At 58.1% G+C, this 24,852-nt stretch carries 23 protein-coding genes and 1 pseudogene; 9 read left to right on the top strand and 15 right to left on the bottom strand.

Translation table 11 applies throughout. From position 1 onward, the window contains the following. Positions 1-50 precede the first annotated feature (50 nt). The 7 genes and pseudogenes from OHL22_RS18285 (at position 51) to OHL22_RS18310 (ending at position 5,538) form a co-directional block, all read left to right on the top strand. Positions 51-494, top strand: coding sequence for a DUF4760 domain-containing protein (locus tag OHL22_RS18285; RefSeq protein WP_263340594.1), 444 nt, complete (start codon positions 51-53; stop codon positions 492-494). A 142-nt stretch (positions 495-636) separates the two neighbouring features. Beyond that, the gene (locus OHL22_RS18290; protein ID WP_263340597.1) at positions 637-966 is read left to right on the top strand and encodes a hypothetical protein; all 330 of its coding nucleotides are present in this window, start codon (positions 637-639) and stop codon (positions 964-966) included. Positions 967-1,100: 134 nt separating this feature from the next. Next, positions 1,101-1,385, top strand: a complete 285-nt coding sequence (locus OHL22_RS18295; protein WP_263340600.1) for a DUF427 domain-containing protein — start codon at positions 1,101-1,103, stop codon at positions 1,383-1,385. A 194-nt stretch (positions 1,386-1,579) separates the two neighbouring features. Then, entirely contained in the window at positions 1,580-4,438 is a 2,859-nt protein-coding gene (locus OHL22_RS18300) for a M16 family metallopeptidase (protein WP_263340603.1), read from the top strand. Between the two features lie 129 nt (positions 4,439-4,567). Next, positions 4,568-4,678, top strand: a pseudogene (locus OHL22_RS25130) (TA system antitoxin ParD family protein); the annotation flags it as partial. Between the two features lie 114 nt (positions 4,679-4,792). Next, entirely contained in the window at positions 4,793-4,960 is a 168-nt protein-coding gene (locus OHL22_RS18305) for a hypothetical protein (protein WP_263340606.1), read from the top strand. Beyond that, positions 4,960-5,538 carry a zeta toxin family protein gene (locus tag OHL22_RS18310; RefSeq protein WP_263340608.1) on the top strand — a complete coding sequence of 193 codons (579 nt, stop codon included), beginning with the start codon at positions 4,960-4,962 and terminating at the stop codon, positions 5,536-5,538. Before OHL22_RS18305 ends, OHL22_RS18310 begins: the two co-directional genes overlap by 1 nt. A 7-nt stretch (positions 5,539-5,545) precedes the next feature. Here the strand turns inward: OHL22_RS18310 and OHL22_RS18315 are convergent, their stop codons facing one another. Continuing rightward, positions 5,546-7,009 carry an ATP-binding protein gene (locus OHL22_RS18315; protein ID WP_263340613.1) on the bottom strand — a complete coding sequence of 488 codons (1,464 nt, stop codon included), beginning with the start codon at positions 7,007-7,009 and terminating at the stop codon, positions 5,546-5,548. A gap of 322 nt (positions 7,010-7,331) precedes the next feature. Here OHL22_RS18315 and OHL22_RS18320 point away from each other — a divergent pair, with 322 nt between their 5' ends. Continuing rightward, positions 7,332-7,874, top strand: coding sequence for an SGNH/GDSL hydrolase family protein (locus OHL22_RS18320; protein ID WP_263340616.1), 543 nt, complete (start codon positions 7,332-7,334; stop codon positions 7,872-7,874). A 104-nt stretch (positions 7,875-7,978) separates the two neighbouring features. Here OHL22_RS18320 and ilvC read toward each other — a convergent pair whose 3' ends face one another. The 10 genes from ilvC to OHL22_RS18370 form a co-directional block, all read right to left on the bottom strand. Then, positions 7,979-9,001: a ketol-acid reductoisomerase gene (gene ilvC, locus OHL22_RS18325; RefSeq protein ID WP_263340619.1), complete on the bottom strand. Its 1,023-nt coding sequence runs from the start codon at positions 8,999-9,001 to the stop codon at positions 7,979-7,981. 89 nt (positions 9,002-9,090) lie between these two features. Continuing rightward, complete coding sequence (gene ilvN, locus OHL22_RS18330) at positions 9,091-9,687, bottom strand: acetolactate synthase small subunit (protein WP_263340621.1); 597 nt, start codon at positions 9,685-9,687, stop codon at positions 9,091-9,093. A gap of 49 nt (positions 9,688-9,736) precedes the next feature. Continuing rightward, complete coding sequence (locus OHL22_RS18335) at positions 9,737-10,093, bottom strand: four helix bundle protein (RefSeq protein WP_263340623.1); 357 nt, start codon at positions 10,091-10,093, stop codon at positions 9,737-9,739. Between the two features lie 68 nt (positions 10,094-10,161). After that, on the bottom strand, positions 10,162-11,910 hold the full coding sequence (gene ilvB, locus OHL22_RS18340; protein ID WP_263340626.1) for a biosynthetic-type acetolactate synthase large subunit: 1,749 nt from the start codon (positions 11,908-11,910) through the stop codon (positions 10,162-10,164). A 108-nt stretch (positions 11,911-12,018) separates the two neighbouring features. After that, positions 12,019-13,695, bottom strand: a complete 1,677-nt coding sequence (ilvD, locus tag OHL22_RS18345) for a dihydroxy-acid dehydratase (RefSeq protein WP_263340628.1) — start codon at positions 13,693-13,695, stop codon at positions 12,019-12,021. Between the two features lie 32 nt (positions 13,696-13,727). After that, positions 13,728-14,201 (bottom strand): hypothetical protein, encoded by a 474-nt coding sequence (locus OHL22_RS18350; RefSeq protein ID WP_263340630.1) that lies wholly within the window; start codon positions 14,199-14,201, stop codon positions 13,728-13,730. A 3-nt stretch (positions 14,202-14,204) separates the two neighbouring features. Beyond that, entirely contained in the window at positions 14,205-14,828 is a 624-nt protein-coding gene (gene leuD / locus OHL22_RS18355; protein ID WP_263340633.1) for a 3-isopropylmalate dehydratase small subunit, read from the bottom strand. Positions 14,829-14,830: 2 nt separating this feature from the next. Beyond that, positions 14,831-16,294 carry a 3-isopropylmalate dehydratase large subunit gene (leuC, locus tag OHL22_RS18360; RefSeq protein WP_263340636.1) on the bottom strand — a complete coding sequence of 488 codons (1,464 nt, stop codon included), beginning with the start codon at positions 16,292-16,294 and terminating at the stop codon, positions 14,831-14,833. Between the two features lie 80 nt (positions 16,295-16,374). Continuing rightward, positions 16,375-17,469, bottom strand: a complete 1,095-nt coding sequence (gene leuB, locus OHL22_RS18365; protein WP_263340639.1) for a 3-isopropylmalate dehydrogenase — start codon at positions 17,467-17,469, stop codon at positions 16,375-16,377. A gap of 131 nt (positions 17,470-17,600) precedes the next feature. Beyond that, the gene (locus OHL22_RS18370) at positions 17,601-18,803 is read right to left on the bottom strand and encodes a 2-isopropylmalate synthase (RefSeq protein WP_263340641.1); all 1,203 of its coding nucleotides are present in this window, start codon (positions 18,801-18,803) and stop codon (positions 17,601-17,603) included. Positions 18,804-18,940: 137 nt separating this feature from the next. Here OHL22_RS18370 and OHL22_RS18375 point away from each other — a divergent pair, with 137 nt between their 5' ends. Further along, on the top strand, positions 18,941-19,858 hold the full coding sequence (locus tag OHL22_RS18375; protein WP_263340643.1) for a LysR family transcriptional regulator: 918 nt from the start codon (positions 18,941-18,943) through the stop codon (positions 19,856-19,858). A gap of 30 nt (positions 19,859-19,888) precedes the next feature. Here the strand turns inward: OHL22_RS18375 and OHL22_RS18380 are convergent, their stop codons facing one another. The 4 genes from OHL22_RS18380 to OHL22_RS18395 all read right to left on the bottom strand — a co-directional run bounded on the left by OHL22_RS18380 (position 19,889) and on the right by OHL22_RS18395 (position 24,788). Further along, the gene (locus tag OHL22_RS18380; protein WP_263340645.1) at positions 19,889-20,626 is read right to left on the bottom strand and encodes an RsmE family RNA methyltransferase; all 738 of its coding nucleotides are present in this window, start codon (positions 20,624-20,626) and stop codon (positions 19,889-19,891) included. 346 nt (positions 20,627-20,972) lie between these two features. Beyond that, complete coding sequence (locus OHL22_RS18385) at positions 20,973-22,028, bottom strand: CPBP family intramembrane glutamic endopeptidase (RefSeq protein ID WP_263340647.1); 1,056 nt, start codon at positions 22,026-22,028, stop codon at positions 20,973-20,975. Positions 22,029-22,101: 73 nt separating this feature from the next. Continuing rightward, positions 22,102-23,538 (bottom strand): L-serine ammonia-lyase, encoded by a 1,437-nt coding sequence (locus OHL22_RS18390; protein WP_317890908.1) that lies wholly within the window; start codon positions 23,536-23,538, stop codon positions 22,102-22,104. A 77-nt stretch (positions 23,539-23,615) separates the two neighbouring features. Further along, the gene (locus OHL22_RS18395) at positions 23,616-24,788 is read right to left on the bottom strand and encodes a GGDEF domain-containing protein (RefSeq protein WP_263340649.1); all 1,173 of its coding nucleotides are present in this window, start codon (positions 24,786-24,788) and stop codon (positions 23,616-23,618) included. Positions 24,789-24,852 lie beyond the last annotated feature (64 nt).

Below are 24,852 nucleotides of genomic sequence, written 5' to 3' on the forward strand. Positions count from 1 at the left end.
AGGCTGAGAGCAATACGTCGATCGTTTAGGATTGTGGTCGGAGAATCATAATGCAATCGAAACTGGCGACGGCGGGCGATGGAGAACTGATTCTGAAGCTGTATGAGTTGCGCACCGAGGCTGTGATGCGCGAGGCGCGCAAGTGGGTGATGGTGGAGTTCTGGCCGAGAACGGCAGCGGAATTTTTTGTGGTGCAGGATGATTTTGGCGGTCAGCAGAACTGCTGGTTGCGGCAGGTGGTGTCTTACTGGGAGATGGCAGCGTCGCTGGTGCTACACGGGTCGTTGTCGGCGGAGCTGTTTGTAGATTGCAATGCGGAACCGTTCTTCATTCTGGCGAAGTTGACGCCGCTACTGCCGGAGATTCACGACAAGATGCCGGCCTACATGAGCAAGATGCTGGAGCTGGTGGAGCATTCGCAGGCGGCCGGGGTGAAGTATGAGTCGATGATGAAGACGGTGGAGAAGCGGCGACCTCAGTGGAAGGTGAAGTAGCTCCGGCTGCGTTTGGGCATTGCTGTTTTACCGCGTTGGGACAATCGTTGCTTGCCAAGTGGGCTGTCTTTGGCGCATTCTCACAAGTGGCTGATATCGCAAGTTGAATCTTCCAGATAATCACGTGAAGGAGTTGAAGGTGATGAAACGAGTTGCAGTTTTCGCCCTTTCGCTGCTGACCTTTGCAGCGACTTCCGCTTATGCGGCTGGTACTACGAAAGTAGATGGATGGATTTCGGACTCGATGTGCGGAGCCAAGCACGCCGGCACGGGAATGGCGTGCGCCAAGAAGTGCATTGAGGGCGGCAGCAAACCAGTATTTGTGGATGCAGCCAAGAAGGAAGTGTGGGCGATCGACAATCCGGATGCGGTGAAGGCTGATGCTTATGGCAAGCATGTGGCGATCACGGCGACGGAAGATGCCGCGACAAAGACGGTCCACATCTCGGAAGTTTCGGTATTGGCGAAATAGTTCTGCTGCGGGAACGGGTTGGGTGGTATTTGCGTAACCGATCCGTTGCTGCAAATCAATCCGATCGATGCAGCCTGCGGCATTTGCAACTTGCCGCAGGTTGTTTCGGCGCATAAGCGAGTGTTCTGTTAGCGATGGCAAAGGCAGTCTGGAACGGCGTTGTAATTGCCGAGAGCGATGCATACGAGACGGTGGAAGGGAATGTATATTTTCCTGAATCGTCATTGAAGCGGGAGTATTTCCGGCCCAGTTCGACAACGTCGACTTGTCCGTGGAAGGGACAGGCGCGTTACTACTCGCTGGTGATGGGCGGGCAGGAGAATCCCGACGCAGCCTGGTACTATCCGGACCCGAAGCCCGCCGCGCGGAAGATCAAAAACCACGTGGCATTCTGGCGCGGTGTGGAAGTATCGACGTAGAGTTGAGACGATCCCTTTGAAACAGCGCGCCGATGGCGGTGGCTTTGCCCGCGCTGGATGGAAGCCTTGTGTGCCTAGAAGCGGCTCATCTGTTGCGTGAAGCTCAAGAATCCACCTATTGATTGGAACAGTCCGATCCTGCAGCGCGTATTCTGTAGGGGCTTTCGAAACCACTTTTCCGTTGTGGAGAATCGATGAACAGCTATGTCCGGCGCGCGTTTGGTTGCGCCTCTCTCCTTTGCTCTGTGCTTGCTGCGGGGTTGATTGCGGTACAGCTAGCGGTCGCTGCTGAAACAGCAGAGACTCACCTGAAGGTTCCGGCGCTGAAGTATGAGAAGTACACGCTGCCGAACGGGCTTGAGGTGATTCTGCGCGAAGATCATCGGCTGCCGCTGGTGGCGGTGGATCTGTGGTATCACGTGGGTCCGGTGAACGAGAAGGCGGGCAGGACGGGGTTTGCGCATCTGTTTGAGCACATGATGTTCGAGGGCTCGGAGCATGTGGGCGAGAAGGCGCACTTTAAGTATCTGGAGGGCGCCGGCGCGACGGACATTAATGGCACGACGAGCTATGACCGCACAAACTACTTCGAGACAGTGCCGAGCAATCAGCTTGATCTGGCGCTGTGGCTGGAGAGCGACCGCATGGGTTTTTTGCTGGAGACGCTGGACCGGACGAAGCTGACGAACCAGCGGGATGTGGTGCGGAATGAGCTGCGGCAGGATGAGGGGCAGCCGTATGATGTGGCGGATGAGGCTATCGGGCATCTGCTGTTTCCGAAGACGCATCCGTACTACGGCAATGTGATTGGTTCGCACGCGGATGTTGAAGCGGCGCGGCTTCTGGATGTACGAGATTTCTTTCACCAGTACTACACGCCCAACAACGCGAGCATTGCGATTGTGGGGGACTTCGATCCGAAGGTTGTGAAGGAGAAGGTGGCGAGGTTCTTTGGGCCGATTCCGCGCGGGCCCGCAGTAGAGAAGCCGAATGTGGTGACTCCGCCGATCGCGGAGCAGAAGCGTGAGACGGTTACGGACACCATACAGTTGCCGCGGTTGACGGTGGCGTGGCTGACGCCTGAGGCGTTTCATGCCGGGGATGCGAGTGCGGACATGTTTACGAGCATTCTGGGTGCGGGCAAGGTGAGCCGTCTCTATCAGGAGCTGGTGTACAAGACGCAGGTGGCGCAGAGTGTGCAGTGCTATAACCAGTCGCTGATGGTGACATCGATGGCGCAGTGCGACATTATCGCGCGGCCGGGTGTGAAGCTGGAGGATTTGGAGGCAGCCTTTGACAAGCAGGTGCAGGCGCTGCGCACGGAAGGCCCGACGCAGGCGGAGCTGGACCAGGCGCGGAACCAGACGCTGACCCGATTGGTTGAGGGATTGCAGCGGCTGGGTGGTTTTGGCGGCGTGGCGGATATGTTTGACCGGTACAACCAATATCTGCATGACCCGGGATATCTACCGAAGGATGTGGCGCGGTATGAGGCGCTGACTCCTGCGAGCGTGAAGGAGATCGGGCAGCAGGTCTTTGGCAAGAGCCAGAGTGTCGTGGTGTATTGCGTGCCAGGCAAGAAGGTGACGGAGGATGTGCCACGCAGTCCCGACAACACGGATGCAGATGTGAAGGTGGTGCCGCCGTATACGGAAGCGTTTGAGAATGCGCAGGAGTGGCGCAAGGATACTCCGAAGCCTGGGCCGGAGCCGACTCTGCACCTGCCTGCTCCTCAGTCATTTACGGCTGCGAATGGCATGAAGGTCTATGTGATGGAGAGCCATGAGCTGCCGGTGTTGAGTGCTTCGCTGGTGACGCTGGCGGGTGGCGAGAAGAATCCCACGGATAAGCCGGGACTGGCGGCGTATACGTCGCGGATGCTGACGGAGGGAACGGCGACGCGTTCTTCGACGCAGCTGGCGGACGATGCGGCGCAGATTGGCGCGTCGTTGGGCTCGAATGCATCGATGGATGCGGCGAGCGTGTCGATCAGTTCTCTGAGCAACAAGGCGTCAGAGGCACTGGATTTGTTGTCGGACGTGGCGCTGCACCCGGCGTTCCGTCCGGAAGAGGTTGATCGCATTCGGCAACAACGGCTCGTGGCGATTATTCAGGAGTCGGATCAGCCGTATCTGGCAGCGCTGCGCGTGGGCGACAAAGCTGTCTATGGTGACAGTCCGTATGGGTTCAGGCCGGCTGGTACGACGGAGTCAGTGAAGGCGACGACGGATGCTGATCTGAAGTCATTCTGGGCGGCGCACTATCAGCCGACGGATTCGGCGCTGGTACTTTCGGGCGACGTGACGATGGTAGAAGCAAAGCGGTTGGCGGAGAAGTATTTCGGTAGCTGGAAGGGGACGGCGGAATCGGCGGAGTCTGCCGGTGCAGCGATCACGCAGCCTGCATCGCCGGAACGGAAGATTCTGCTGGTAGATAAGCCGGGATCGCCGCAGACGACGCTGCTGGCATTTGGGCTGGGCGTGCCGCGGAATACGCCGGACTACGCCGCGATTACGGAGATGAACAGCATTCTGGGTGGCCTGTTCTCAAGCCGCATCAACATGAATCTGCGCGAAAAGCATGGGTATACCTATGGCGCGTTTTCAGTGTTCTCGTACTTCCGCGATGGGGGGCCGTTCTATACGGGCGGTCAGGTGCGGACGGATGTGACGGCTCCGGCGGTGAAGGAGCTGTTCTCGGAGTTGGATCGGATTCATACCGATCCGGCGACGCCGGATGAGCTGAAGCTGGCGAAAGATAATGCGCTGCGTTCGCTGCCGGGGCAGTATGAGACGGCTTCAAATCAGGCCGGGTTGACGGCGGAGCTGTTTGTTTACGGGCTGCCGAATGACTACTTCCAGAAGCTGCCTGGGCAGTATGCAGCGGTGACGCCGGAGCAGGTGGCGAAGGCTGCCACGGATTACATTCATCCGGATCACCTGGTGCTGGTGGCTGTTGGCGACCGGGCGAAGATTGAGGCTGGACTGAAGGATCTGAATCTGGGGCTGATTGAGCTGCGGGATGCTAGTGGGAAGCTGGTTGAGCAGAAGTAGTGGAATGAAAGATGAGCCGGGGCGAGATCGTAACGATCCGCCCCGGCTTTTTATGTGGACCTTAGAGAAGAGCGCATGCAGCGTCATTCTTGAGATCATGATGGGGTAGCATTATGCTACTCTTGGAGCATGAGCCAGCCTGTGAAGCTCTCGAATGCTCTGGTTCTCGATGCTCGGATTACCGGGGAACTTGTTGAACGCTCGATCGCCGGGCAAGTCGAGTTCTGGGCGCGTCTTGGGCGATCGATTGAACCACTCCTTGAAGGTGACCAGGCTCTGGCTTTATGCAGGAGTGCAGCGGTTCGGCCTCTTTCTGAGTGCTTGAAATCCGTTGACAGTACGAAAGGCCGGCGGATGCTGAACGCATACCTGGAGAGCCAGCCGTTTCCGCATTATGAGGCGTTTCCAGACCAACCGGGACTATTGATTCGGGTGGATGAAGATGGTCGCCGAACAGTCGGGCGATTTGTGAACCGGCAGTTTCAAGCGGTGAAGATAACCGGGAAGGCCGCGAAGAAGTAGTGTTACTACCGCTGGATCACCGGCCCATCATTGTCGCAGTGGCAGGGGCGAATGGGGCGGGCAAATCAACTTTTTATCATGCTTATTTGCGCGAGGCTGGACTGCGCTTTGTGAATGGAGATGTGCTGGCTCGTGAGCTGAAGGCCGATGCTTATGAAGCTGCGCGGATGGCGGACGCCATACGACGTGAACTGGTCCGGCAGCACGAGAGCTTTGTGTTTGAGACGGTTTTCTCCGATCCGGCCGGGGATAAACTTGCTTTTCTGAAAGAGGTAGCAGCGGCAGGATATACGGTGGTTCTCTGCTTTATAGGAATCTCTGGCGCAGAGACTTCAGAGCAGCGAGTGGCAATGCGGGTTTCGCAGGGTGGGCATGACGTGCCAAGCGAGAAGTTACAGACCAGATATCCGCGCGTTTTAGAGAATCTACGGCGTGCGCTGCACGAGACTCCGCATGTCTGGGTCTTTGATAACGATGATTTGCGTGTGCCTTTCCGCTTGGTTGCGGTTTACGAAAATGGGATGCAAGTTCAATTGAACAGACCGATTCCGAAATGGTTCGCAGGCATGAGGAGCTAGCCGAAAATCAGTAGGCCTGGAGCTGGTTGAGGGGCAGGCGTACGCGGAAGCAGGTGGAACCATTTTCGGACATGACGCCGATGTGGCCGCGGTGCTTGCGCACGATGCGGGTGGCGTTATCGAGACCTAACCCGAGACCGTGGCCGGGGGCCTTGGTGGTGAAGAAGGGTTCGAAGATGCGGTCCTGAAGATCTTTGGGGATGTCGGGGCCGTTGTCCCAGACTTCGACGAGGATCAGGTCGGCTTCCTGGCGACAGACTACGCGCAGGCAGGGGGTCCAGTCGGCAGTGCCTTTGCGGGGATCGCGGGCGAGGGCTTCAATCGCATTCTCGATGAGAATGGTCCAAACCTGGTTGAGTTCGCTACCGTAGGCGCTGATGCTGGGCAGATCTGGTTCGTAATCGCGAACGACATTGATTTTGGCCAGATGCGACTGCATCATCTGTAGCGTGGCATCGACACCGGCGGAGACATCGACCTCGAGGATAGGGGCGCGGTCCATGTATGAGTAGGTCTTCATGGCGCTGATGAGGTCGAAGATGCGTCCAGTAGAGCTGAGCATGGTTTGCGCGTAGTGCTCGGCGCGCAGGGTTGAGGCGAACTGTTCGAGGACGACCTGGATGGCGGGTCCTTCGAGAAACTCGGTGAGGGGATTGAGGTCGGAGACCTGAACGCCCAGTTCAGCGAGATCTGGGGCGATCTGCCATGCCTGAGCGAAGCCATGCTGCTCGATCCATCTGGCGATTTCGTCTTCGCGAGTAGCAATCTCGATCTGGCTGCTGCGCATTTGCTCGTTGGCGTGGTCGCGCACGTTCCGCTCCCAACATTGGATCGATAGGACCTGTTCAGGCGTGAGACAGAGGGAGACGAGGCGATAACGGTTGTCGTTGACAGCGTTAAGTTCAGTCAGGATACCGCTCGCAGCGCGCTGAGCCGCAGAGGAGGGGTTATTGAGCTCGTGAGCGAGGTTGCCTGCCAGCTTGCCGATGGAGGCGAGTTTTTCGCTTTGCTGCTCGATGCGGGTGACTTCGCGGACGCGGTCGAGAAGGGTGGAGATGACGCGCTGGCGCATGGAAGGAATGGCTTCCATCATCTCGGGAAAAAGGTCTTTGTGGTGGAGAATGGCCCAGACATCGGTGGCGGCGTATCCCTGGCCGCCGGTGGTGGTCATGCGCGAATAGGGCAGCAGGCCGGTCATCTGACCGCTGCGGCCGATGAAGAGGGCCATCGGACTGGTGCGGTTGCGGCGGACGTGGATTTCGCCCTTGAGCAGCAGCATCATGTATTCAGCGGGGACGCCTTCTTCGAAGATGATGTCGCCGGCCTTGGCGTGGACTTCAATACCGTGCTCGGCGAGCCAACGGCGGTCCTGCTCGGGAAGCCCCTGGAGCGGGCCGATCTTCTCCAATGCCGCCACAATTTTTTCGGTGGGAGTGGGAATCTCCGGGATCATGGACTGGGGAATTTCCATGGCGCGACTGATGACCTTTCGAACTGGGTTCCAGTGTATCGGATGTGGTTGTGGACGGTTTCGATTGGTGGTGCGGTGACGAATACGATGTGGACGTTATTTGTGTTCCCTTGGGAGCAGTGTGGCAGCTTCGAGGAGTTTGATAAGGCTGACCACTTGGAGCAGAGATTTCCGGATTTGCGCTGACTTTTATTTCCGCACGATAGACTTTGATTAACTTTGCTGTCAGGAGAGACATGTGATGGGTTGCAGCCCCAAAGGGCCCGATTTGCGAACAGTTAAATGGAAATACCGCAATCGATGGATAGGGGCCTTAGGCCTGATGACCCTGCTTTTCGCTTTGAGTGGCTGCCGATACATCAAGGGTGATCCGAAAGTGGCTTTTCTAGGAGATTCACTGACGCAGAAGTGGTTCTATCCGGAGGCCAATTTTGGTATTTTCGGCAACACGACAGAGCAAATACTCAACCGTACTCCAGCGGTTATAGACGGACGCCGGTATGCGAAGGTTATTTTGCTTGGCGGAACGAATGACGTTTTGCTGCATATTGATCCAACAGTAACAATTGGCAATTTAGAGACGATCGCTACGCAGATTCAAAAGGCAGGTGAGGAGCCGGTGTTGTGCGAGATTCCACCGATCTTTCATAACTTCAACCTCAAGGATAAAACGGACTTTTCGGAACCGGTGAAAGCTTTGAATGAGCAGATTGCGCAACTGGCTGTGCGACACGGATGGAAGCTTGTGGACTATTACGATCCGATGCTGGGGCATCCGGGATACTCGTCAGATGGCGTGCATATGAAGAAGCTGGGATATCTGACGATGGAACGCGCCTTGCTGAAGGTCGTGCCGGACGCATAGCAAAGGGGTACTGTTTCGTGGCTGGTGTTTTGAGTTGCAGGGATTAGACCCGCCTGGCCGGTTACGGAGTGCGGGTCTCCCGAAGCAATGGATGCTACTTTCGGTTAGCGGGTTTTGGCCACTTCTTCCACTGTGACCGGATCGAGGAAGGGCATGCTGGCGCGGAGCTGCTTGCCGACGATCTCGATCGGGTGTTTGGCTTCGGCGTCGCGGAAGGCCTGGAATTCCTTGCGGCCGGAGTTCTGGTCGGCGAGGAAGCGCTTGGCGAAGGTGCCGTCCTGGATGTCGGTCAGGATGCCCTTCATCGCCTTCTTGCTCTCTTCGTTGATGACACGCGGACCGGAAACGTAATCGCCCCACTCGGCGGTGTCGGAGATGGAGTAGCGCATGTAGGCGAGGCCGCCGCGATAGATGAGGTCGACGATGAGCTTGAGCTCATGGAGGACTTCAAAGTAGGCGGACTCGGGCTGGTAACCGGCTTCGGTGAGGGTTTCATAGCCAGCCTTGATGAGGGCGCTGACGCCGCCGCAGAGGACAGCCTGTTCGCCGAAGAGATCGGTTTCGGTCTCTTCCTTGAAGGTGGTTTCGAGGACTCCGGCGCGGGTGCAGCCGATGCCCTTGAGGTAGCTGAGGATCAGGGCGTGCGAGTTGCCGGAGGGGTCCTGATGGACGGCGATGAGGCCGGGGACGCCGCCGCCTTCGGTGAAGACTTCGCGGACGCGGTGGCCGGGGGCCTTGGGCGCGGCCAGGCCGACGTTGATATCGGCTGCGGGAACGATGGTCTTGTAATGGATGTTGAAGCCGTGGGCGAAGAGCAGGAGCTTGCCAGCGGTGAGGTTGGGCGCGATCTCATCGGTGTAGAGCTTGGCCTGGGTCTGGTCAGGCGTGAGGATCATGATGACGTCGGCCCACTTGGTGACTTCGGCGGGGGTGCCTACTTCGAGGCCGGCCTTGCGGGCCTTCTCGGTGGACTTGCTGCCGGAGGCGAGACCAACGCGGACTTCAACGCCCGAGTCCTTGAGGTTGAGGGCGTGGGCGTGACCCTGTGAGCCGTAGCCGATGATGGCGACTTTTTTCGCCTGGATTAGGGTGAGGTCTGCGTTGTTGTCGTAATAGGTCTTGGCCATTTTCTTATTGTTTCCTTTGTCGGGGTCTGTGGTCTGAGTGGCATCCATCCCACATCTCAAAATCGAGATGCGGGGCACCCAGAGTGGAGTCAGATGTTGTCGGCGAAGTTGTCGTTGACGATCTCGTGAGTCAAATTGGGCTTGGGTGCGTCGGGATCGGATGCGCCCATGGCTCGCAGAACGCCGCTGGAGTGTTTACCGCGCCTCATTGTCATTTTACCGCTGCGGCATATCTCGAGGACGCGATCGCCAGTTTCATTGAGCACTTGAATTAGCCCTTCGATTTTGCTCTCGACACCGGTGATCTCGATCATGAGCGAGTCGGGGGCGAGATCGACGATGCGGGCACGGAAGACTTCGACGAGCTCGAAGATGTGAGAGCGGGTTGCCGCGGTGGCGGCGACCTTGATAAGTGCGAGCTCGCGGGTGACGCTGGGGGCCTTGCCTATCTCATCTACATCGAGGACATTCTCAAGCTTGTGGAGGCTTGCGCGGATGCGGTTGGCGGTGTGTTCATTGGCGTGAGCTGGTGTTTCGCTGACGATGGTCATGCGGGAGATGCCGGGGCGTTCGCTGTGGCCGACGGTTAGGGAGATGATGTTGATGTTCAAACGCCGGAAGAGGGAAGCTACGCGGGTTAGGACGCCGGGTTTGTCTTCAACGTATGCAACAAATGTGTGGAGCATGACGACACTTCCTAGAGATCAGAGATCAGGGGTCAGAGATCAAAAACAACTACTTTTTCAATGACTCCAGCGTTGCGTAAATCATTTTTCCAACTTCGTGCGAGAGACTTGTGGTTTCTTCTATCAACTTGGGATTTCCGAATTCCAGTCTGCGCGCAATTTCCAGTTGGGTTTGCAATTCAAAATTGGAAGCGCGGGCGATGCCTAAGAAATGGCGGTATTCATTGGTGCCGAGTCTTCCGTGTCCCTCGGCAATGTTACTGGGTAACGATACTGCCGAACGTCTGATTTGGCTCGTCAACCCATAGAGCTCATCGCGGGGAAAGTCCCGTGTCAAGCTATAGACAGTGACGGTTAGTTGCATAGATCGTTGCCACATTGTTAAATCTCGAAACGATTGAGCCATGCTGCAGCCTCCATAAAAGTTACGCAGCACCGGGGAAAATTGATCGCTGAACCCTGATCTCTGATCTCTTATTCATCCGTAGGTTTCTCGACCAGAGGATTATTATTTGGCCGACGGATCATTTCGTGCAGGGCTTTGCCTGCTGGGATCATTGGGTAGACGCTGTCTTCCTGCTCGACCATGAAATTGAGCAGATAGGGGCCGTTGTGATTGCGGGCGGCGGCTACGGCGTCGGCGAGATCGCCTCGGGTGCGGACGGCGGCGCCGGCAATGCCGTGGGCGTCAGCTAGCTTGACGAAGTCGGGGCTGACGAGCGGAGTGGACTCGTAGTTGCGCTCGTAGAAGAACTCCTGCCATTGGCGGACCATGCCGAGATAACCATTGTTGATGATGGCGATGTTGATCTTGATCTTTTCCTGAACGATGGTGGCGAGTTCGCAGGCGGTCATCTGAAAGCCGCCGTCACCGGCGATGATCCAGACTTCTTTTTCTGGGCAGGCGAACTTTGCGCCGATGCCGGCAGGAAGCGCGAAGCCCATCGTTCCCGAGCCGCCGGAGGTGATGAGCGAATTCGGATAGTCGTGGTGGTAATACTGAGCTTCCCACATCTGATGCTGGCCTACGTCGGTGGCGATGACGGCTTTGCCCTCGGTGATGTGCCAGAGATCGTGCATGACGTGGGCGGCGTAGAGGTGACCGTCGTCGGGAAGGTTGCGGATATCGCGGACGGCGGATTCGCCTTTGCTCTCGGCGATGGTCTTGAGCCATGCGGAGCCGTCGCGGCCGGGAAGCAATGGAAGAAGTTGCTCAAGAACCTGACGGAGATCGCCAACGAGGGCCACGTCGGCCTTGATGTTTTTGTTGATCTCGGCGGGGTCGACCTCGATGTGGATCTTCTTTGAATTGGGCGAGTAGGTCGAGGGCGTGCCGATGACACGGTCGTCGAAGCGCATGCCGCAGGCGATGAGCAGGTCTGCTTCCTGGATGGCGTGGTTAACCCATGATTCGCCGTGCATGCCCATCATGCCGAGGTTGAGTGGATGTGATGCGGGGAAGCTGCCAAGACCGAGCAGTGTGGGAGCGACGGGAATCTGCATGCGCTCGGCGAGAGTGCGGACTTGCTCGTAAGCGTTGGATTGCTGAATGCCGTGCCCTGCGAGGATGACGGGACGCTTGGCGTTGCGGATGAGATCGGCCGCTTCGCGCAGATGCGTGTCCATGACGGAGAGCATGGGGTGTGGATCGTAAGCCTGCGGCTTGGCTGCCTCGAAGTCGAAGATGGCAGAATTCTGCTGCGCATCTTTGGTGATATCGACGAGGACTGGACCGGGGCGGCCTGACTGTGCGATCTGAAGTGCGTGACGGATAGCAGGAGCGATGTCCTGGGCGCAGTTGACGAGGAAGTTGTGTTTCGTGATGGGCAGTGTGACGCCGGTGATGTCGACTTCCTGGAAGGCGTCGGTGCCGAGTACGCGGCTGGGGACCTGGCCAGTGATGCAGACCATGGGAATGGAGTCCATCATGGCAGTGGCGATGCCGGTGACGAGATTGGTGGCGCCGGGACCGCTGGTGGCGATGGCCACGCCTACCTTACCCGAGGCGCGCGCGTAGCCGTCGGCCATGTGGGCTGCGCCCTGCTCGTGACGCACTAGGACGTGATGGATGGGGAACTTGCGCAGTGCGTCGTAGGCGGGAAGGATGGCTCCGCCGGGATAGCCGAAGACTGTGGTGATGCCCTCGGCGGCGAGGGTGGCCCAGATGATTTCGGCGCCGGTGAGTGTTGGATGAGTGCCTGTGGTTTGTGTTTTCTTACTCATTGCGATTCTCCTTCCCGTTGGCAATCGCTATATCCATTCAGGGGCTAAAGCCCCGAACGTTTTATGGTGTTTGACGGCACGGCTAAAGCCGTGCCCTTTCAGAGCTGTTCAGATGGTGATGGCGCCTTCGCTTGCGGACCTGACGCGATCGACGTACTTGGCGAAGACGCCGGTTTTGAAGCGTGGTGCTGGGGCCTTCCATGTTGCTTTGCGTTTGGCTAGCTCTTCTTCGCTTACTTCTAATGTGAGCTTGCGATTGGGGATGTCGAAGTGGATGATGTCGCCTTCGCGGATGAGGGCGATGGGGCCGCCGACCTGGGCTTCCGGGGCGACGTGGCCTACGGTGAAGCCGCGGGTCGCGCCGGAGAAGCGGCCATCGGTCATAAGGGCTACGGTGGCGCTTAACTCGGCATTGGAGCTGACGGCTGCGGTGACCTGCAGCATCTCGCGCATGCCGGGACCGCCTTTGGGGCCTTCGTAGCGGATGACGAGGACGTCGCCGGGCTTGATCTGTTGCGCTTGCACTGCCGCGAAGCAATCGTCTTCGGATTCAAAGACACGAGCGGGGCCGCGGTGCTCGACGCGATCGGCGGCGGCGATCTTCATTACGCTGCCTTCGGGGGCGAGATTGCCTTTGAGGATGACGAGGCCGCCGTGGGGTTTGATCGGATGTTCAAAAGTGCCGATCACATCCTGATCGGGCGTTTCAATGGCGTGTGCTGCTTCTGCGGCAAGCGTTGTGCCATCGATGGTAAGAGTGTTGCCGTCGGCAAGGCCAGCATCGATGAGACGTTTGGCGAGAAGACGCGAGCCGCCTGCTGCTTGATAGTTCGAAGCGACGTATTTGCCAGCGGGCGAGAGGTTACAGATGAAGGGGGTCTTGTCGCTGATGCGGTCGAAGTCGTCGATGGTGAGATCGATGCCCATCTCACGCGCGATGGCGAGGAAGTGCAGGACTGCGTTGGTGGATCCGCCGGAAGCTGCGACGGAAGCGATGGCGTTTTCAATGGAGCCGCGGGTGATGATGTCGGAGGGGCGACGGTTAGCGCGGACTGCGTCCATGAGGATGCGGCCGGCTTCGCGGGATGCAGCGGCTTTGTCTTTGTTGAGCGCGGGCACGCCGGAGAGCTGAATGGGCGAGATGCCGAGGATCTCTGCGGCCATGGCCATGGTGTTAGCGGTGAACTGGCCGCCGCAGGCTCCGGCGCCTGGACAGGCTGCTGCTTCGACGGCTTCGAGGCCTGCGTCATCGATGGCTCCGCGAGCGTGCGAGCCGATGGCTTCGAAGACGTTGAGGATGGTGATGTCTTTACCGTTGAGTTTGCCGGGAGCAATGGAGCCGCCATAGAGCATCATGCCGGGGATGTTGAGGCGACAGAGAGCCATGATGATGCCGGGCATGTTCTTGTCGCAGCCACCGATGCCAACCAGGCCGTCGAAGAGGTTGCCGCGGGCGACGAGCTCGATGGAGTCGGCGATGAGGTCGCGGGAAACCAGCGACGCCTTCATTCCCTGTGTGCCCATGGTGATGCCGTCGGAGATGGTGATGGTGTTGAACTCCATCGGAGTGCCGCCGGCTTCGCGGATGCCTTGCTTGACGGCTTCGGCTACGTCACGGAGATGGAAGTTGCAGGGGCCGATCTCGGTCCAGGTATTGGCGACGCCGATGATGGGCTTGTGCAAATCCTCTTTGCTGAAGCCGATGCCGCGGAGATAGGAACGCGCGGCGGCGCGGCTGGGGCCTTCGGTGAGGGGTATGCTTTGGCGCTTGCCTTCGATGGTCACTGATTTGGTCCTTGTCTCGTGTAGGTTGCGATTTACCGTGATGCCAAAAGGTTAGGAATGATGACGGTCATTTCGTTGTGGAAGCGTTCCCGGTTTTTGAGAAAGCGCCCCGGATAAGTTGTGGTGTACATCGGAACTGCCAGTGCTGCTTGTTGCGCTGCCTGCCGGATCATGGGATCGATACTGCGCAGCAGGATCACGATGGATCGAGGCTTGTATTCGATCAAGCGATGGGTGAGCGACGCTACGCTTGCCTGAAGCTGTTTTGTCCGTTCCTTTCGCTCCATGCCGTTGACGGGAATGAGCGAGAGATAATCGAGGTAAAACCCTCGCGCTTTGAACTCGGAGAGGAAATCATTCCATCCAAAGGCCGATTGCATTGCACGATAGAGGTTGGTGTTTTGTGTGTAGAAGAACTTGCCGCTGCGCGGAGCCGATTCACCCATGAAAAGCGTTGTGATGCGATCAGGCCGATAGCTGCGGCGTAATTCCTCCAGTAGATTCACGGATTATGCCGAGGCAGTTGCGGGCCTGGGCTTGAGCCAGTTGGCGTGATCGTGCTTTGACTCGTAGCTGTCTAGTTCTGCGGTGTGCCGCAGAGTGAGGCCGATGTCGTCGAGGCCTTCGATGAGGCAGAATTTGCGGAAAGGGTCGATCTCAAAGGTGGCGTGGAAGCCCTCGTCTCCAGAAAGTCCGTCGGTGACGGTCTGGGCTTCTAGATTGATGGTGAGCTTGTAGTTTGGCGTCTTGGCTGCGCGATCGAGCAGGAGCGTGACTTGCTCTTCGCTGAGGCGGACGAGGACGATGCCGTTTTTGCCTGCGTTGGAAAAGAAGATGTCGGCGAAGGTCGGTGCGATGACGGCGCGGAAGCCGTAGTCGCTGAGTGCCCAGGCAGCATGCTCGCGGCTGGAGCCGCAGCCGAAGTTCTTATCGGCAATGAGGATCTGAGAGCCGGCGTAGCGCGGGTCGTTGAGAACAAAACCTGGCTCGTTACGCCAGTCGAAGAAGAGGAACTCGCCATAGCCGGAGCGCTCGATGCGCTTGAGGAACTGCTTGGGGATGATCTGGTCCGTGTCGACGTTGGCGCGATCGAGCGGAGCGGCTAGGGATGTGAGTGTCTTGAAGGGTTCCATGGTTAGTTGACCGCCTCCGTGGATGACATCTGGATTTCGTCTGCTTCGTCGAGGCCGCTCCAGGTGCGAACATCAACGAAGTGGCCGGCGATGGCTGCGGCTGCGGCCATCTCGGGACTGACGAGATGCGTGCGTCCGCCGCGGCCCTGACGGCCTTCGAAGTTGCGATTGGAAGTAGAGGCGCAGCGCTCGCCGGGCGATAGGATGTCGGGATTCATGCCGAGGCACATGGAGCAGCCGGGCTCGCGCCAGTCGAAGCCTGCTTCTTTGAAGACGAGGTCGAGGCCTTCGGCTTCTGCCTGTTCTTTGACCTGCATGGAGCCGGGGACGACCATGGCGCTGACATGCGTGGAGACTTTGTGGCCGCGAGCGATTTTGGCTGCGGCGCGCAGGTCTTCTATGCGGGAGTTGGTGCAGGAACCGATGAAGACGCGGTCGACGGGAATCTCTTCGAGTAGTGTGCCGGCTTTGAGATCCATGTATTCGAGGGCGCGCTCGAAGGAGCGGCGATCTGCTTCGGACTGTGCTTCTGCCGGGTTGGGAACGACGGCGGTGATGGGCGCGACCATGCCTGGGCTGGTGCCCCAGCTTACATAAGGAACGAGCGTGGCAGCGTCGATGATGAGTTCGCGGTCGAATTTCGCGCCGGGATCGGTGGGGAGCTTGCTCCATTCCTGAACGGCTTTATCCCATGCTTCCCCTTTCGGTGCGAAGCGGCGGCCCTTGAGGTATTCGAAGGTGATCTCATCTGGTGCAATCATGCCGGCGCGTGCTCCGGCTTCGATGCTCATGTTGCAGATGGTCATGCGGCCTTCCATCGAGAGAGAGCGGATGGCGGAGCCGGCGTATTCAATGACGTGGCCGGTTGCGCCGTCGGTGCCGATCTTGCCGATGATGGCGAGGACGATGTCTTTCGCAGTGACGCCTTTGGGTAGTTCACCTTCGACGGCGATACGGAAGGTTTTGGGCTTGCCCTGCGGCAGGGTCTGCGTGGCGAGAACGTGCTCGACCTCACTGGTGCCGATGCCGAATGCGAGTGCGCCGAATGCGCCGTGGGTGCTGGTGTGCGAATCGCCGCAGACGATGGTCATGCCGGGCTTGGTGATGCCGAGCTCGGGGCCGATGACATGGACGATACCCTGCTCACGGCTGCCGATGTCGTAGAGCTCAACGCCGAACTCTTTGCAGTTCTCGCGGAGTGTGGAGATCTGCTTTGCGGCGATCTGATCGACGATGTTGAAGCGGTCGGCGAGGATGGTGGGCACGTTATGGTCGACAGTGGCGACGCAGCGATCGGGGCGGCGCACTTTGCGACCGGCGAGGCGGAGGCCTTCAAAGGCTTGTGGGGAAGTGACCTCATGAATGAGATGGAGGTCGATGTAGATCAGCGTCGGCTCGCCGGCGGGCTCGGCGACGATGTGCTGCTCCCAAACTTTTTCGAAGAGTGTTTTTGGTGTGTCGCTCATAGGGATCTCTGCTCGTAGGTTTATGGTTCCCACCCTTGCCGCAAAGAACGCGTCAAGGATGGGGCACCCGAAGTTGTGGCTTACGCCGTGGTTGCCAATGTCGCTGCGACGGTTTCGCGGACCTTTGCGCCTATCTCAGTGGTGGAGAGGACTTTGAAGTCTGTGGTGTTGCCGCGGGCGAGGTCGGTGGTGCGGTAGCCTGCTTCGAGGACTTTGCGTACGGCGGTTTCGATGGCTGCGGCTTCTGCTTCGAGGCCTGCGGAGTGACGGAGAACCAAGGCGCCAGTGAGGATCGCTCCTAGTGGATTGGCGATGCTTTTGCCGGCGATGTCGGGTGCGGAGCCGTGGATGGGCTCATAGAGATTGACTTTGCCGCCGATGGTGGCTGAGGGCAACATGCCGAGTGAGCCGGTGATGACAGCGGACTCGTCGGAAAGGATGTCACCGAAGAGGTTTTCGGTGAGGACTACGTCGTAATTGCGCGGACTGGTCATGATGAGCATGGCCATGGAATCGACTAGCTGATGCTCAAGAGTGACGTCTGGATAATCTTTTGCAACTTCGGTGACGGTGGCACGCCAGAGCTGCGAGACTTCGAGGACGTTGGCCTTGTCGACAGAGGTGAGTTTCTTGTTGCGCTTCTGTGCGAGCTCGAAGGCGATGCGGGCGACGCGGATGATTTCGTCGCGGGTGTAGCGCATGGTGTTCCAGGCTTCGCCGGTGTGCTTGTTCCACTCGCGCGGTGCGCCGAAGTAGAGGCCGCCGAGGAGCTCGCGGACGAAGAGGATGTCGGCGCCGGAGACGATGTCGAGCTTGAGCGGACTGTTGGATGCGAGCTCGGCGATGGAGAAGGCTGGGCGCAGGTTGGCGAAGCCTTCGAGCGCGGCGCGAAGCTGCAGAAGGCCAGCTTCGGGGCGGGTGTTGGGCGGGAGGGCGTTCCATTTGGTGCCGCCGACTGCACCGAGGAAGACGGCATCGGAGGCGAGGGCTGCTTCGAGTGTGTCCTGCGGCAGCGGCGTGCCGTCGGTGTCGATGGCGATGCCGCCGATGCGCTTTTCAGTGACGGCGAGTGAGTGGCCGCCTGCGTTCATGACGGTTTGCATGACGGCGATGGCTTCGCGGGTGACTTCAGGGCCGATGCCGTCGCCGGCGACTACGAGGAGATTGAGTTGCATTCCTAATCCTCTAGAAATAACCTCAGGGGCTAAAGCCCCATCGATTGCTCTGGGTTATTGGCACGGCTAAAGCCATGCCCTTTCAAAACGAATCCGAACAATTTTTGATCGAACTCTGTTCGCAAGCTGGATCAGTCCGCTTCGGCGTAGGACATAGGACGACGGTCGCGAATCTGCTGCGGTAGTAGGCCGATGAGGTCCTGGTCGTAGATGTTTTTCTTGCGATCGGCGAGGGCTACGAAGCGGTAATAAATCTGCTGCAGCTCTTCGCGATCAACTGTATAGCCGAGCTGTTCGAGGCGATTGCGCAGTGCGGCGCGGCCGGAGTGCTTGCCGAGGACGAGTTGAGTCTTCGATGCGCCGACGGACTCGGGTGTCATGATTTCGTAGCAGAGTGGGTTGGCGAGCATGCCATGCTGATGTATGCCGGATTCATGTGCGAAGGCGTTGGCTCCCACAATGGCTTTGTTGGGGGAGGGCCCGAAGGTGATGAGCTGGCCGAGGGTCTGGCTGGTCGGATAAAGCTTTTTCAGGTTGAGGCTGGTGTGCGCGTGATAGTGATCGGCGCGGACGAAGAGGGCAGCGGCGATCTCTTCGACGGAGGCGTTACCGGCGCGTTCGCCGATGCCGTTGACGGTGCACTCGACCTGGCGCGCTCCGGCAGAGACGGCTGCGAGGGAGTTCGCGACAGCGAGGCCGAGATCATCATGGCAGTGCGAGGAGAGAATGATGCCCTGTGCGTCGACCGCAGGGATGCGCTCACGGACCTCGCGGAACATCTTGCCGTATTCCTCGGGTGTGGTGTAGCCGACGGTGTCGGGCATGTTGATGGTGGTAGCGCCTGCCTCGATAGCGACGCGGACGATCTCAACAAGGAAGTCGCGGTCGGAACGGGTGGCATCTTCGGGCGAGAACTCAACGTCATCGCAAAGACTGCGCGCCTGACGGACGGACTCGGCGGCCTGATCGAGCGCCTGTTGACGGGTCATCTTGAGTTTGTACTCGAGGTGCAGGTCGCTCGAGGCGAGGAAGACGTGGATGCGAGCGCGATCGGCGTGCTCGAGTGAACGGGCGGCCATATCGATGTCTTCGCGCTTGGCGCGTGCGAGTGAGCAGATGCGAGGCTTGCGAATGGCCTGCGTGATAGTCGCGATCGCGGCGAAGTCGCCTTCAGAGGCCATGGCGAAGCCGGCTTCGAGAATGTCAACGCCGAGGTCTTCGAGGGCGTGGGCCATCGAAAGCTTCTCCTGAGTGGTCATGCTGCAGCCGGGGGATTGCTCGCCGTCGCGAAGGGTGGTGTCGAAGATCAATACATGATTGGGATCGCGTGCCATAGGAAGTCCTAGGTACCTCTGTTTCCTGACTATTACAGTTTCGCCGATTGGGAGAATATAACGCAAACTTATTCTTCTTTGGGTTTCGATAATGAATCGTTATGCTGTTGTCATAGAAGAGAGACAGGAGAAAAGCCTTGGAATTGCATCAGTTGGAGACGTTTCTGGCGGTGGCGGAGGAAAAGAGTTTTTCGCGCGCGGCGGTGCGGCTGCATCGGACGCAGCCGGCGATTAGCCAGGTGATTCGCAAACTAGAGGAAGATGTGGGCGAGACACTACTGGACCGGTCGGCACGCGATGGATCGCTGACGGCGGCGGGCGAGCTGCTGCGGGAGTATGCGAATCGTCTGCTGGCGCTAAGGCGTGAGGCGTCGTCGGCGATGGAAGAGTTGAAGTCGCTGGAGCGCGGGCGGCTGCAACTGGCGGCGAACGAATATACGTGCCTGTATCTGCTGCCGGTGCTGGATGCGTTCCGAAAGAAGCATCCGCAAGTTGACGTCACGGTGCACCGATCATTGGCCAGCAGGATTCCGGATGAGCTGAACCTGCGTATCTTTGAGCTGGGAGTGATCTCGTTCAAACCGGACACAGAACAGTACCGATCGGTGGCGGTGTATGCGGACACGATTGCGTTTGTGGTGAACCCGAAACATGCGCTGGCTCGGGCGAAACGAGTTTCAATTACAGATCTGGGAGAAGAAACCTTTGTGGCACACAATGTGCCCTCTCCTCTGCGACGAAAGGTGATTGAGGCGTTTGAGCGACATCGCACACCGCTGCATATGCCGATTGAGTTGCCGTCGATTGAAGCGATTAAGCGATTTGTGGCAATGGGGAATGGCGTGGCGCTGGTGCCACGGTTGACGGTGGCACGCGAGCTTGAGACCGGAGACCTGGTGGCTGTGCCCGTAGATGAACTCGAGGTGCGGAGGCTGTTGCGACTGGTGTACAGGAAGAATGCGAAGTTGTCGTATGCTGCTACCGCGCTGTTGCAGACAGCGCGCGCGATGGCAACGGAGGTCGGTACGCCATTTCATTATCAAGTGGAACGATAGTGAACAGTGGGCAGTCAACAGAGAACAGGGTCAGAGATCGGAGATCAAAGCGGCAGTGATGGAGATGGCGGCGATGGCGGCGGTTTCAGCGCGGAGAATGGTTGAGCCTAACGATGCCGATTGCCAATTGTGCTTTTCAAAGAGCGCGAGTTCTTCGTTGGTCCAGCCTCCTTCTGGGCCGATGGCCAGTTGAAATGCAGATGGTGTTTCCGAAGGAAGGCCCTGTGCTTTTTCGATGCGGGTGCGCAGTGAGATGTTTTGTTCATTTTCTGCGAGCAGGATGCGATGAGCGGGTGGGAGCGATACGAGTGAGCCTGCGAGCGGTGTGGGATCGTCAATAACAGGAAGGTCGGAACGGCGTGACTGCTGTGCGGCTTCCTGAGCGATGCGGCGCCAGCGCTCGACGCGTTTGGCTGCAGCTTGTACGAGGTGCTTTTCGGTGCGGCGGGCGTTGATGGGGGTGATGCGCGCAACGCCGAGCTCGGTGGCTTTTTCGATGGCCCACTCCATGCGATCAAATTTGAAGATTGAGAGAAGAAGCGTGATGGGCAGCGCTGCATCTGCTTCGAGCTCATGCTTCAACTCGAAGACGACCTCATCGCGCGAAACGCTTGTAATGACGGCGTGAAAGAGGTAGCCGCCTGCAAGAACATCTGCTTCCATGCCGGGCTGTGCGCGGAGAACGTGCGCGAGATGTTCAGCGTTTACTCCGGTGAGCGTTGCGGTTGTGTTGGTGAAGGAATCGGCGATCCAGCGACGTCTTGTCATGCTGTTTTTATTGTCTCTTGTTGGGGTGCATGAAGACACAAGAAAGGGGACGCTGATTGCGTCCCCTTTCTTGTTGCCTTGTGATGCTTGCCTAATGTTGCCTTAACTATTCTCCCTGTATCGCCGCCATTCGCACATGACGAATATATACGGCAATGGATGAAGATATAGATTCATGTGAGTTCAGTGTCAAGAAAAAAATTGACTACAGAGAAAAAAACTTTTGAGTGATGCGAGCAGAGCGCGGAGAAAAAGTTGCAGCGAGCCCAAATTGCACTTCGCATGATGCGAGTTTTGCAGAGCGAATGAGTGAGTGAAGGGCTCGATGTCATCTGCTGGTTGTTCTTCAATGCGCGTGAGGAAGATGATTGAGCAGGCCGGATGCGCGAATGAGAGCGAGCATCATACCGGTGAAGAAATCATGCCAGCTGTGCGCGAGCATGCCAGGAAACAAGTTGCGGCGCATGCGCGTGATGATGCCGAAGAGCAAGCCATATACGCTGATGAGAACGATTCCGCGCACACCCTGATACCCGTGGGCGAGACCAAAGATCACTGCTGTGAATACGAGGCCTACAGGAAGCTTGCGCAGCACAAGGATGGATTGCGTTTGCAGATAGCCGCGGAAGACGACCTCTTCTGAAAAACCGACGATGAGGCAGAGAAGTCCCCAGCCGACGATTTCGACGCCGTTGGCTGGTGCTAGCTCGGTGAGCTCACGAATGAGGTCTGCTTGTTTTTCGTCGGGAGTTTTTTCTTCGTTTTGTTTCAGTGCGGGCTTTTGCGATGTGCCTGGTTGTGATGTAGAAGGAGACGGAGCGGTTTGATGCGTTTCATGAGCGCGGTGGTACTTGTCGATCTGTATTTCGGTGAAGGCCCAGGTGAGCGCGAGGACTACAAGTATCGCCATGGAGGTTAGCCAGAAGGCGGCGGCGATGATTGCTTCCATGGTGATGTTGTTGAGTCCGCGAGGCCAAGCGCCGAAGAGTGAGCGGAAGGGAACCTTGCGCAGACGCAGGCCGAAGATGACCCATGCGACGATGGCCAGCTCGATGAGTCCGGTGAGGCCGTAACGAATTAGGCGAATACTGTCGACGCCATGCTGATGCGGTGCGGCTTGCTCGTGGGCTGACAGGGCGTGCTGTGAAGGGACGAACGGATTGGAATCTTTCTTCACTGCGCCCCAGATGGAAAAGGCGAGAATGCCGACGACCAGGATGAGCGTATGCCAGATGGGCGCGATGGCGCGAGGCTTCTGCGTCTCAATTGGAAATGGCTGTTCCGAGACGCCGGCCGTCGTTTCTGGCAGAAATGTATCGTCCGGTGCGGGGAGCTCAGGCGGTTCGATGACAGGAGGTTGAGTTGGTTGGCCCGGCTCCTGAAAGAATTCGTTGTCTGGCATGGGCATCATTGTCGCTGGGCGAGCGGGATTGTGCAATTCACCGAATGGGTAAGAAGCAGCAACGGGGCAATCGTCAGCATTCGATGACGTTGAGAGCAAGGCCTGCGAGGGATGTTTCTTTATAGCGGGACTGCATGTCGAGTCCGGTGAGGTACATGGTGCGGATAACCTGATCCAGCGAGACTTTGTGCTCTTCCGGCTCCTGCATGGCGATGCGAGTGGCGTGCACGGCTTTGACGGCGCCCATAGCGTTACGTTCGATGCAGGGAATCTGCACGAGACCTCCAATTGGGTCGCAGGTCATGCCGAGATTGTGTTCCATGGCGATCTCAGCTGCGTGCTCGATCTGGCCGACTGTGCCGCCGAGTGCGGCAGCGAGCCCGCCTGCGGCCATGGAGCAGGCGACACCGACCTCACCCTGGCAGCCAACTTCCGCGCCGCTGATGGAGGCGTTCTCTTTATAAAGGATGCCGATGGCGGCGGAAGTGAGGAAGAAATCGAGGGTGCCTTTTTCACTGGCCCCGGGAATGAAGTTCTTGTAGTAATGTGCCACAGCCGGGATCACTCCTGCCGCGCCGTTGGTAGGCGCGGTGACGACACGGCCTCCGGCGGCATTCTCTTCATTGACGGCCATGGCGTAGACGGTGACCCAGTCCAATGGTGCGAGAGGATCGGAAGGACGTTGCTGTTGCTGGAGGTCGCGCAGGCGCTCGGCTAAGCGATGAGCGCGGCGGCGTACATTAAGCCCACCAGGAAGAATGCCCTGGGTTGAGATGCCGCGACTGACGCAATTCTGCATGGCTCGCCAGATGTCTTCGATGCCGACGCGAATGCGGAGCTTGATGGCTTCATCGCTACTGCCGGGATCGGATGCGCGAAGGCGGCCGCATTCGTTAGCGAACATGATGCTGGCGATGGAAAGCGAGTGCTCATGGGCAAGTTGAAGAAGTTCGGCTGCGTTGTGGAACGGATATGGGAGAGTAATGGCGATTGCGGATGCCGCGTCTGATTGGACGCCGTCTTCAATGATGAATCCACCGCCGATGGAAAAGTAAGTGCGCAATGCAAGCACGGTGCCATCGGCAGCATAGGCAGTGAAGCGCAGACCGTTGGGATGCTGTGTCTGGGATGCGGGTGGATACATCTGATCGCGATGGAAGATGAGGCCGTGCTGCTCGTCGAAAAAGATGCGTAGTTTGCCGCCGAGAGAGATTTCGTGATTGCTACGAATGACGGCGACTACCGAGTCGATGGCGCCTGGATCGACCGAGGCTGGCTCATATCCGCTAAGACCGAGGAGGACGGCGCGATCCGTGGCATGGCCGACGCCTGTAAGTGCGAGCGAGCCGTAAAGTTCTGCCTGTACGCGGGCGGTGATGTGAAGCAGGTTGGCGGCGGAGAGGCTTTCGACGAATCGGAAAGCTGCGCGCATGGGGCCCATGGTGTGCGAACTAGAGGGGCCGACGCCGATTTTGTAGAGATCGAAGAGGCTTGTCATACAGTGCGGCATAAGGTGCTGGTGATCAAATGCCACTCGAACGATTGTAGTGGATAAGCTGGCAATGCGCAGACGGAGGCGAGCGGCGCTCAGGGATTCGATGGTTCCGAAGATGAGGGAGGCGGTACCGTCTTGAGACGCTTTCTACGTTTCGCGCGGTACATGGCTGCATCTGCCTGATGAATGAGGTCTTCTAGAGAGATTTTGCTACGGGGATCGCAGCGGACGGTGCCGATGTTGAGGACAAGCGGAGGATTTGCGGTCGGAATCTGACTGAGCAGATCGATATTGCGGAGCAGCCGCGCTTCGATTTCCGGTAGAGGATCGCTTGCTGAGACTACGAATGCGACGAACTTGTCAGCCTGAAGACGACCGAGGAGGTCGGCTTCGCGGAAGCTGTCCCGCAATACGCGGGCGGCGCTCTGGATCATACGGTCATTGGTTTCACGATCCTGTGCCAGACTCAAAGTCCTGAAGTCTTCGAGCTCGAGATAGATGAGCCAAGCGCGAATGGGCAGTCGATCGATGAGTTTGAGCAACTGGGTGGCACGGGAAAGAAAGCCGAGCTGATTATTGAATCCGGTCAGTGAGTCGGTCTGATCGAGCTGGCCGATCTTTGACTCTAGCCGATCACGAAGGTGGATCTCGGCATTCAATTTACGCTGAACGGTCTGGAGTTCGGCTTCGGCCTGACTGAGCCGTTCTTCAAGAAAGTTGCGCTGTCGTATCTTTTCAATGACAACTGCGGCAAAGCTGGCAAAATTCTGGAGAACCGCAAGAAGGACTGGATCAAGATCCCGTGTTCTTGCCCAATAAACACCAACAGCGCCGATGGGATTGTCTGCGCTCATGGGGACAACAGCCAAAGATTGAACGAAGGTCGCGCTATAGAGATCGGCTGGGACTCGCGGGTCATATTTGATGTCAGGAATAAAGATCGACTCCCGACGCTCCATGCTCCAGCCGCTCGCACACCGAGCAGCTGCGAAACGCTGCCCCTTCCAAAGTGGGGCAATGGCGTCTTCCGCAGCATAGAAGCAGCGGTTCTTTTCGCTGAGGATGAGAGCCGCGCCGTCAGAATCAGCGAGCCGGCGCGCTGTTGCGCAGATGGATTGGTAGATTTCGTCGAGCGATTTGAGGGCCAGGATCTGATGGATCGAGGCGAGCAAGTCGGCGCCAAGGGATGCTTCGGCGGTTGCAGCTGCCTTCGACGCTGCATCCGTTTTCTGACGCGATGACGAGCTTATTGGGAGACGTGCCATGGATTTTCGAAATAAATATCAGCTGCGTATGGATGAGCTACAGGTAACGAGCACGAAACCTGGG

Source organism: Acidicapsa dinghuensis (assembly GCF_025685685.1).
Taxonomy (GTDB): Bacteria; Acidobacteriota; Terriglobia; order Terriglobales; family Acidobacteriaceae; genus Acidicapsa; species Acidicapsa dinghuensis.

Excerpts from the sequence above, each read along its gene's own strand:
- OHL22_RS18285 (WP_263340594.1), top strand. The coding sequence starts at position 51 with ATGCAATCGAAACTGGCGACGGCGGGCGATGGAGAACTGATTCTGAAG.
- OHL22_RS18290 (WP_263340597.1), top strand. The coding sequence starts at position 637 with ATGAAACGAGTTGCAGTTTTCGCCCTTTCGCTGCTGACCTTTGCAGCG.
- OHL22_RS18295 (WP_263340600.1), top strand. The coding sequence starts at position 1,101 with ATGGCAAAGGCAGTCTGGAACGGCGTTGTAATTGCCGAGAGCGATGCA.
- OHL22_RS18300 (WP_263340603.1), top strand. The coding sequence starts at position 1,580 with ATGAACAGCTATGTCCGGCGCGCGTTTGGTTGCGCCTCTCTCCTTTGC.
- OHL22_RS18305 (WP_263340606.1), top strand. The coding sequence starts at position 4,793 with ATGCTGAACGCATACCTGGAGAGCCAGCCGTTTCCGCATTATGAGGCG.
- OHL22_RS18315 (WP_263340613.1), bottom strand. The coding sequence starts at position 7,009 with ATGGAAATTCCCCAGTCCATGATCCCGGAGATTCCCACTCCCACCGAA.
- OHL22_RS18320 (WP_263340616.1), top strand. The coding sequence starts at position 7,332 with ATGACCCTGCTTTTCGCTTTGAGTGGCTGCCGATACATCAAGGGTGAT.
- ilvC (WP_263340619.1), bottom strand. The coding sequence starts at position 9,001 with ATGGCCAAGACCTATTACGACAACAACGCAGACCTCACCCTAATCCAG.
- ilvN (WP_263340621.1), bottom strand. The coding sequence starts at position 9,687 with ATGCTCCACACATTTGTTGCATACGTTGAAGACAAACCCGGCGTCCTA.
- OHL22_RS18335 (WP_263340623.1), bottom strand. The coding sequence starts at position 10,093 with ATGGCTCAATCGTTTCGAGATTTAACAATGTGGCAACGATCTATGCAA.
- ilvB (WP_263340626.1), bottom strand. The coding sequence starts at position 11,910 with ATGAGTAAGAAAACACAAACCACAGGCACTCATCCAACACTCACCGGC.
- leuD (WP_263340633.1), bottom strand. The coding sequence starts at position 14,828 with ATGGAACCCTTCAAGACACTCACATCCCTAGCCGCTCCGCTCGATCGC.
- leuC (WP_263340636.1), bottom strand. The coding sequence starts at position 16,294 with ATGAGCGACACACCAAAAACACTCTTCGAAAAAGTTTGGGAGCAGCAC.
- leuB (WP_263340639.1), bottom strand. The coding sequence starts at position 17,469 with ATGCAACTCAATCTCCTCGTAGTCGCCGGCGACGGCATCGGCCCTGAA.
- OHL22_RS18370 (WP_263340641.1), bottom strand. The coding sequence starts at position 18,803 with ATGGCACGCGATCCCAATCATGTATTGATCTTCGACACCACCCTTCGC.
- OHL22_RS18380 (WP_263340645.1), bottom strand. The coding sequence starts at position 20,626 with ATGACAAGACGTCGCTGGATCGCCGATTCCTTCACCAACACAACCGCA.
- OHL22_RS18385 (WP_263340647.1), bottom strand. The coding sequence starts at position 22,028 with ATGCCAGACAACGAATTCTTTCAGGAGCCGGGCCAACCAACTCAACCT.
- OHL22_RS18390 (WP_317890908.1), bottom strand. The coding sequence starts at position 23,538 with ATGCCGCACTGTATGACAAGCCTCTTCGATCTCTACAAAATCGGCGTC.
- OHL22_RS18395 (WP_263340649.1), bottom strand. The coding sequence starts at position 24,788 with ATGGCACGTCTCCCAATAAGCTCGTCATCGCGTCAGAAAACGGATGCA.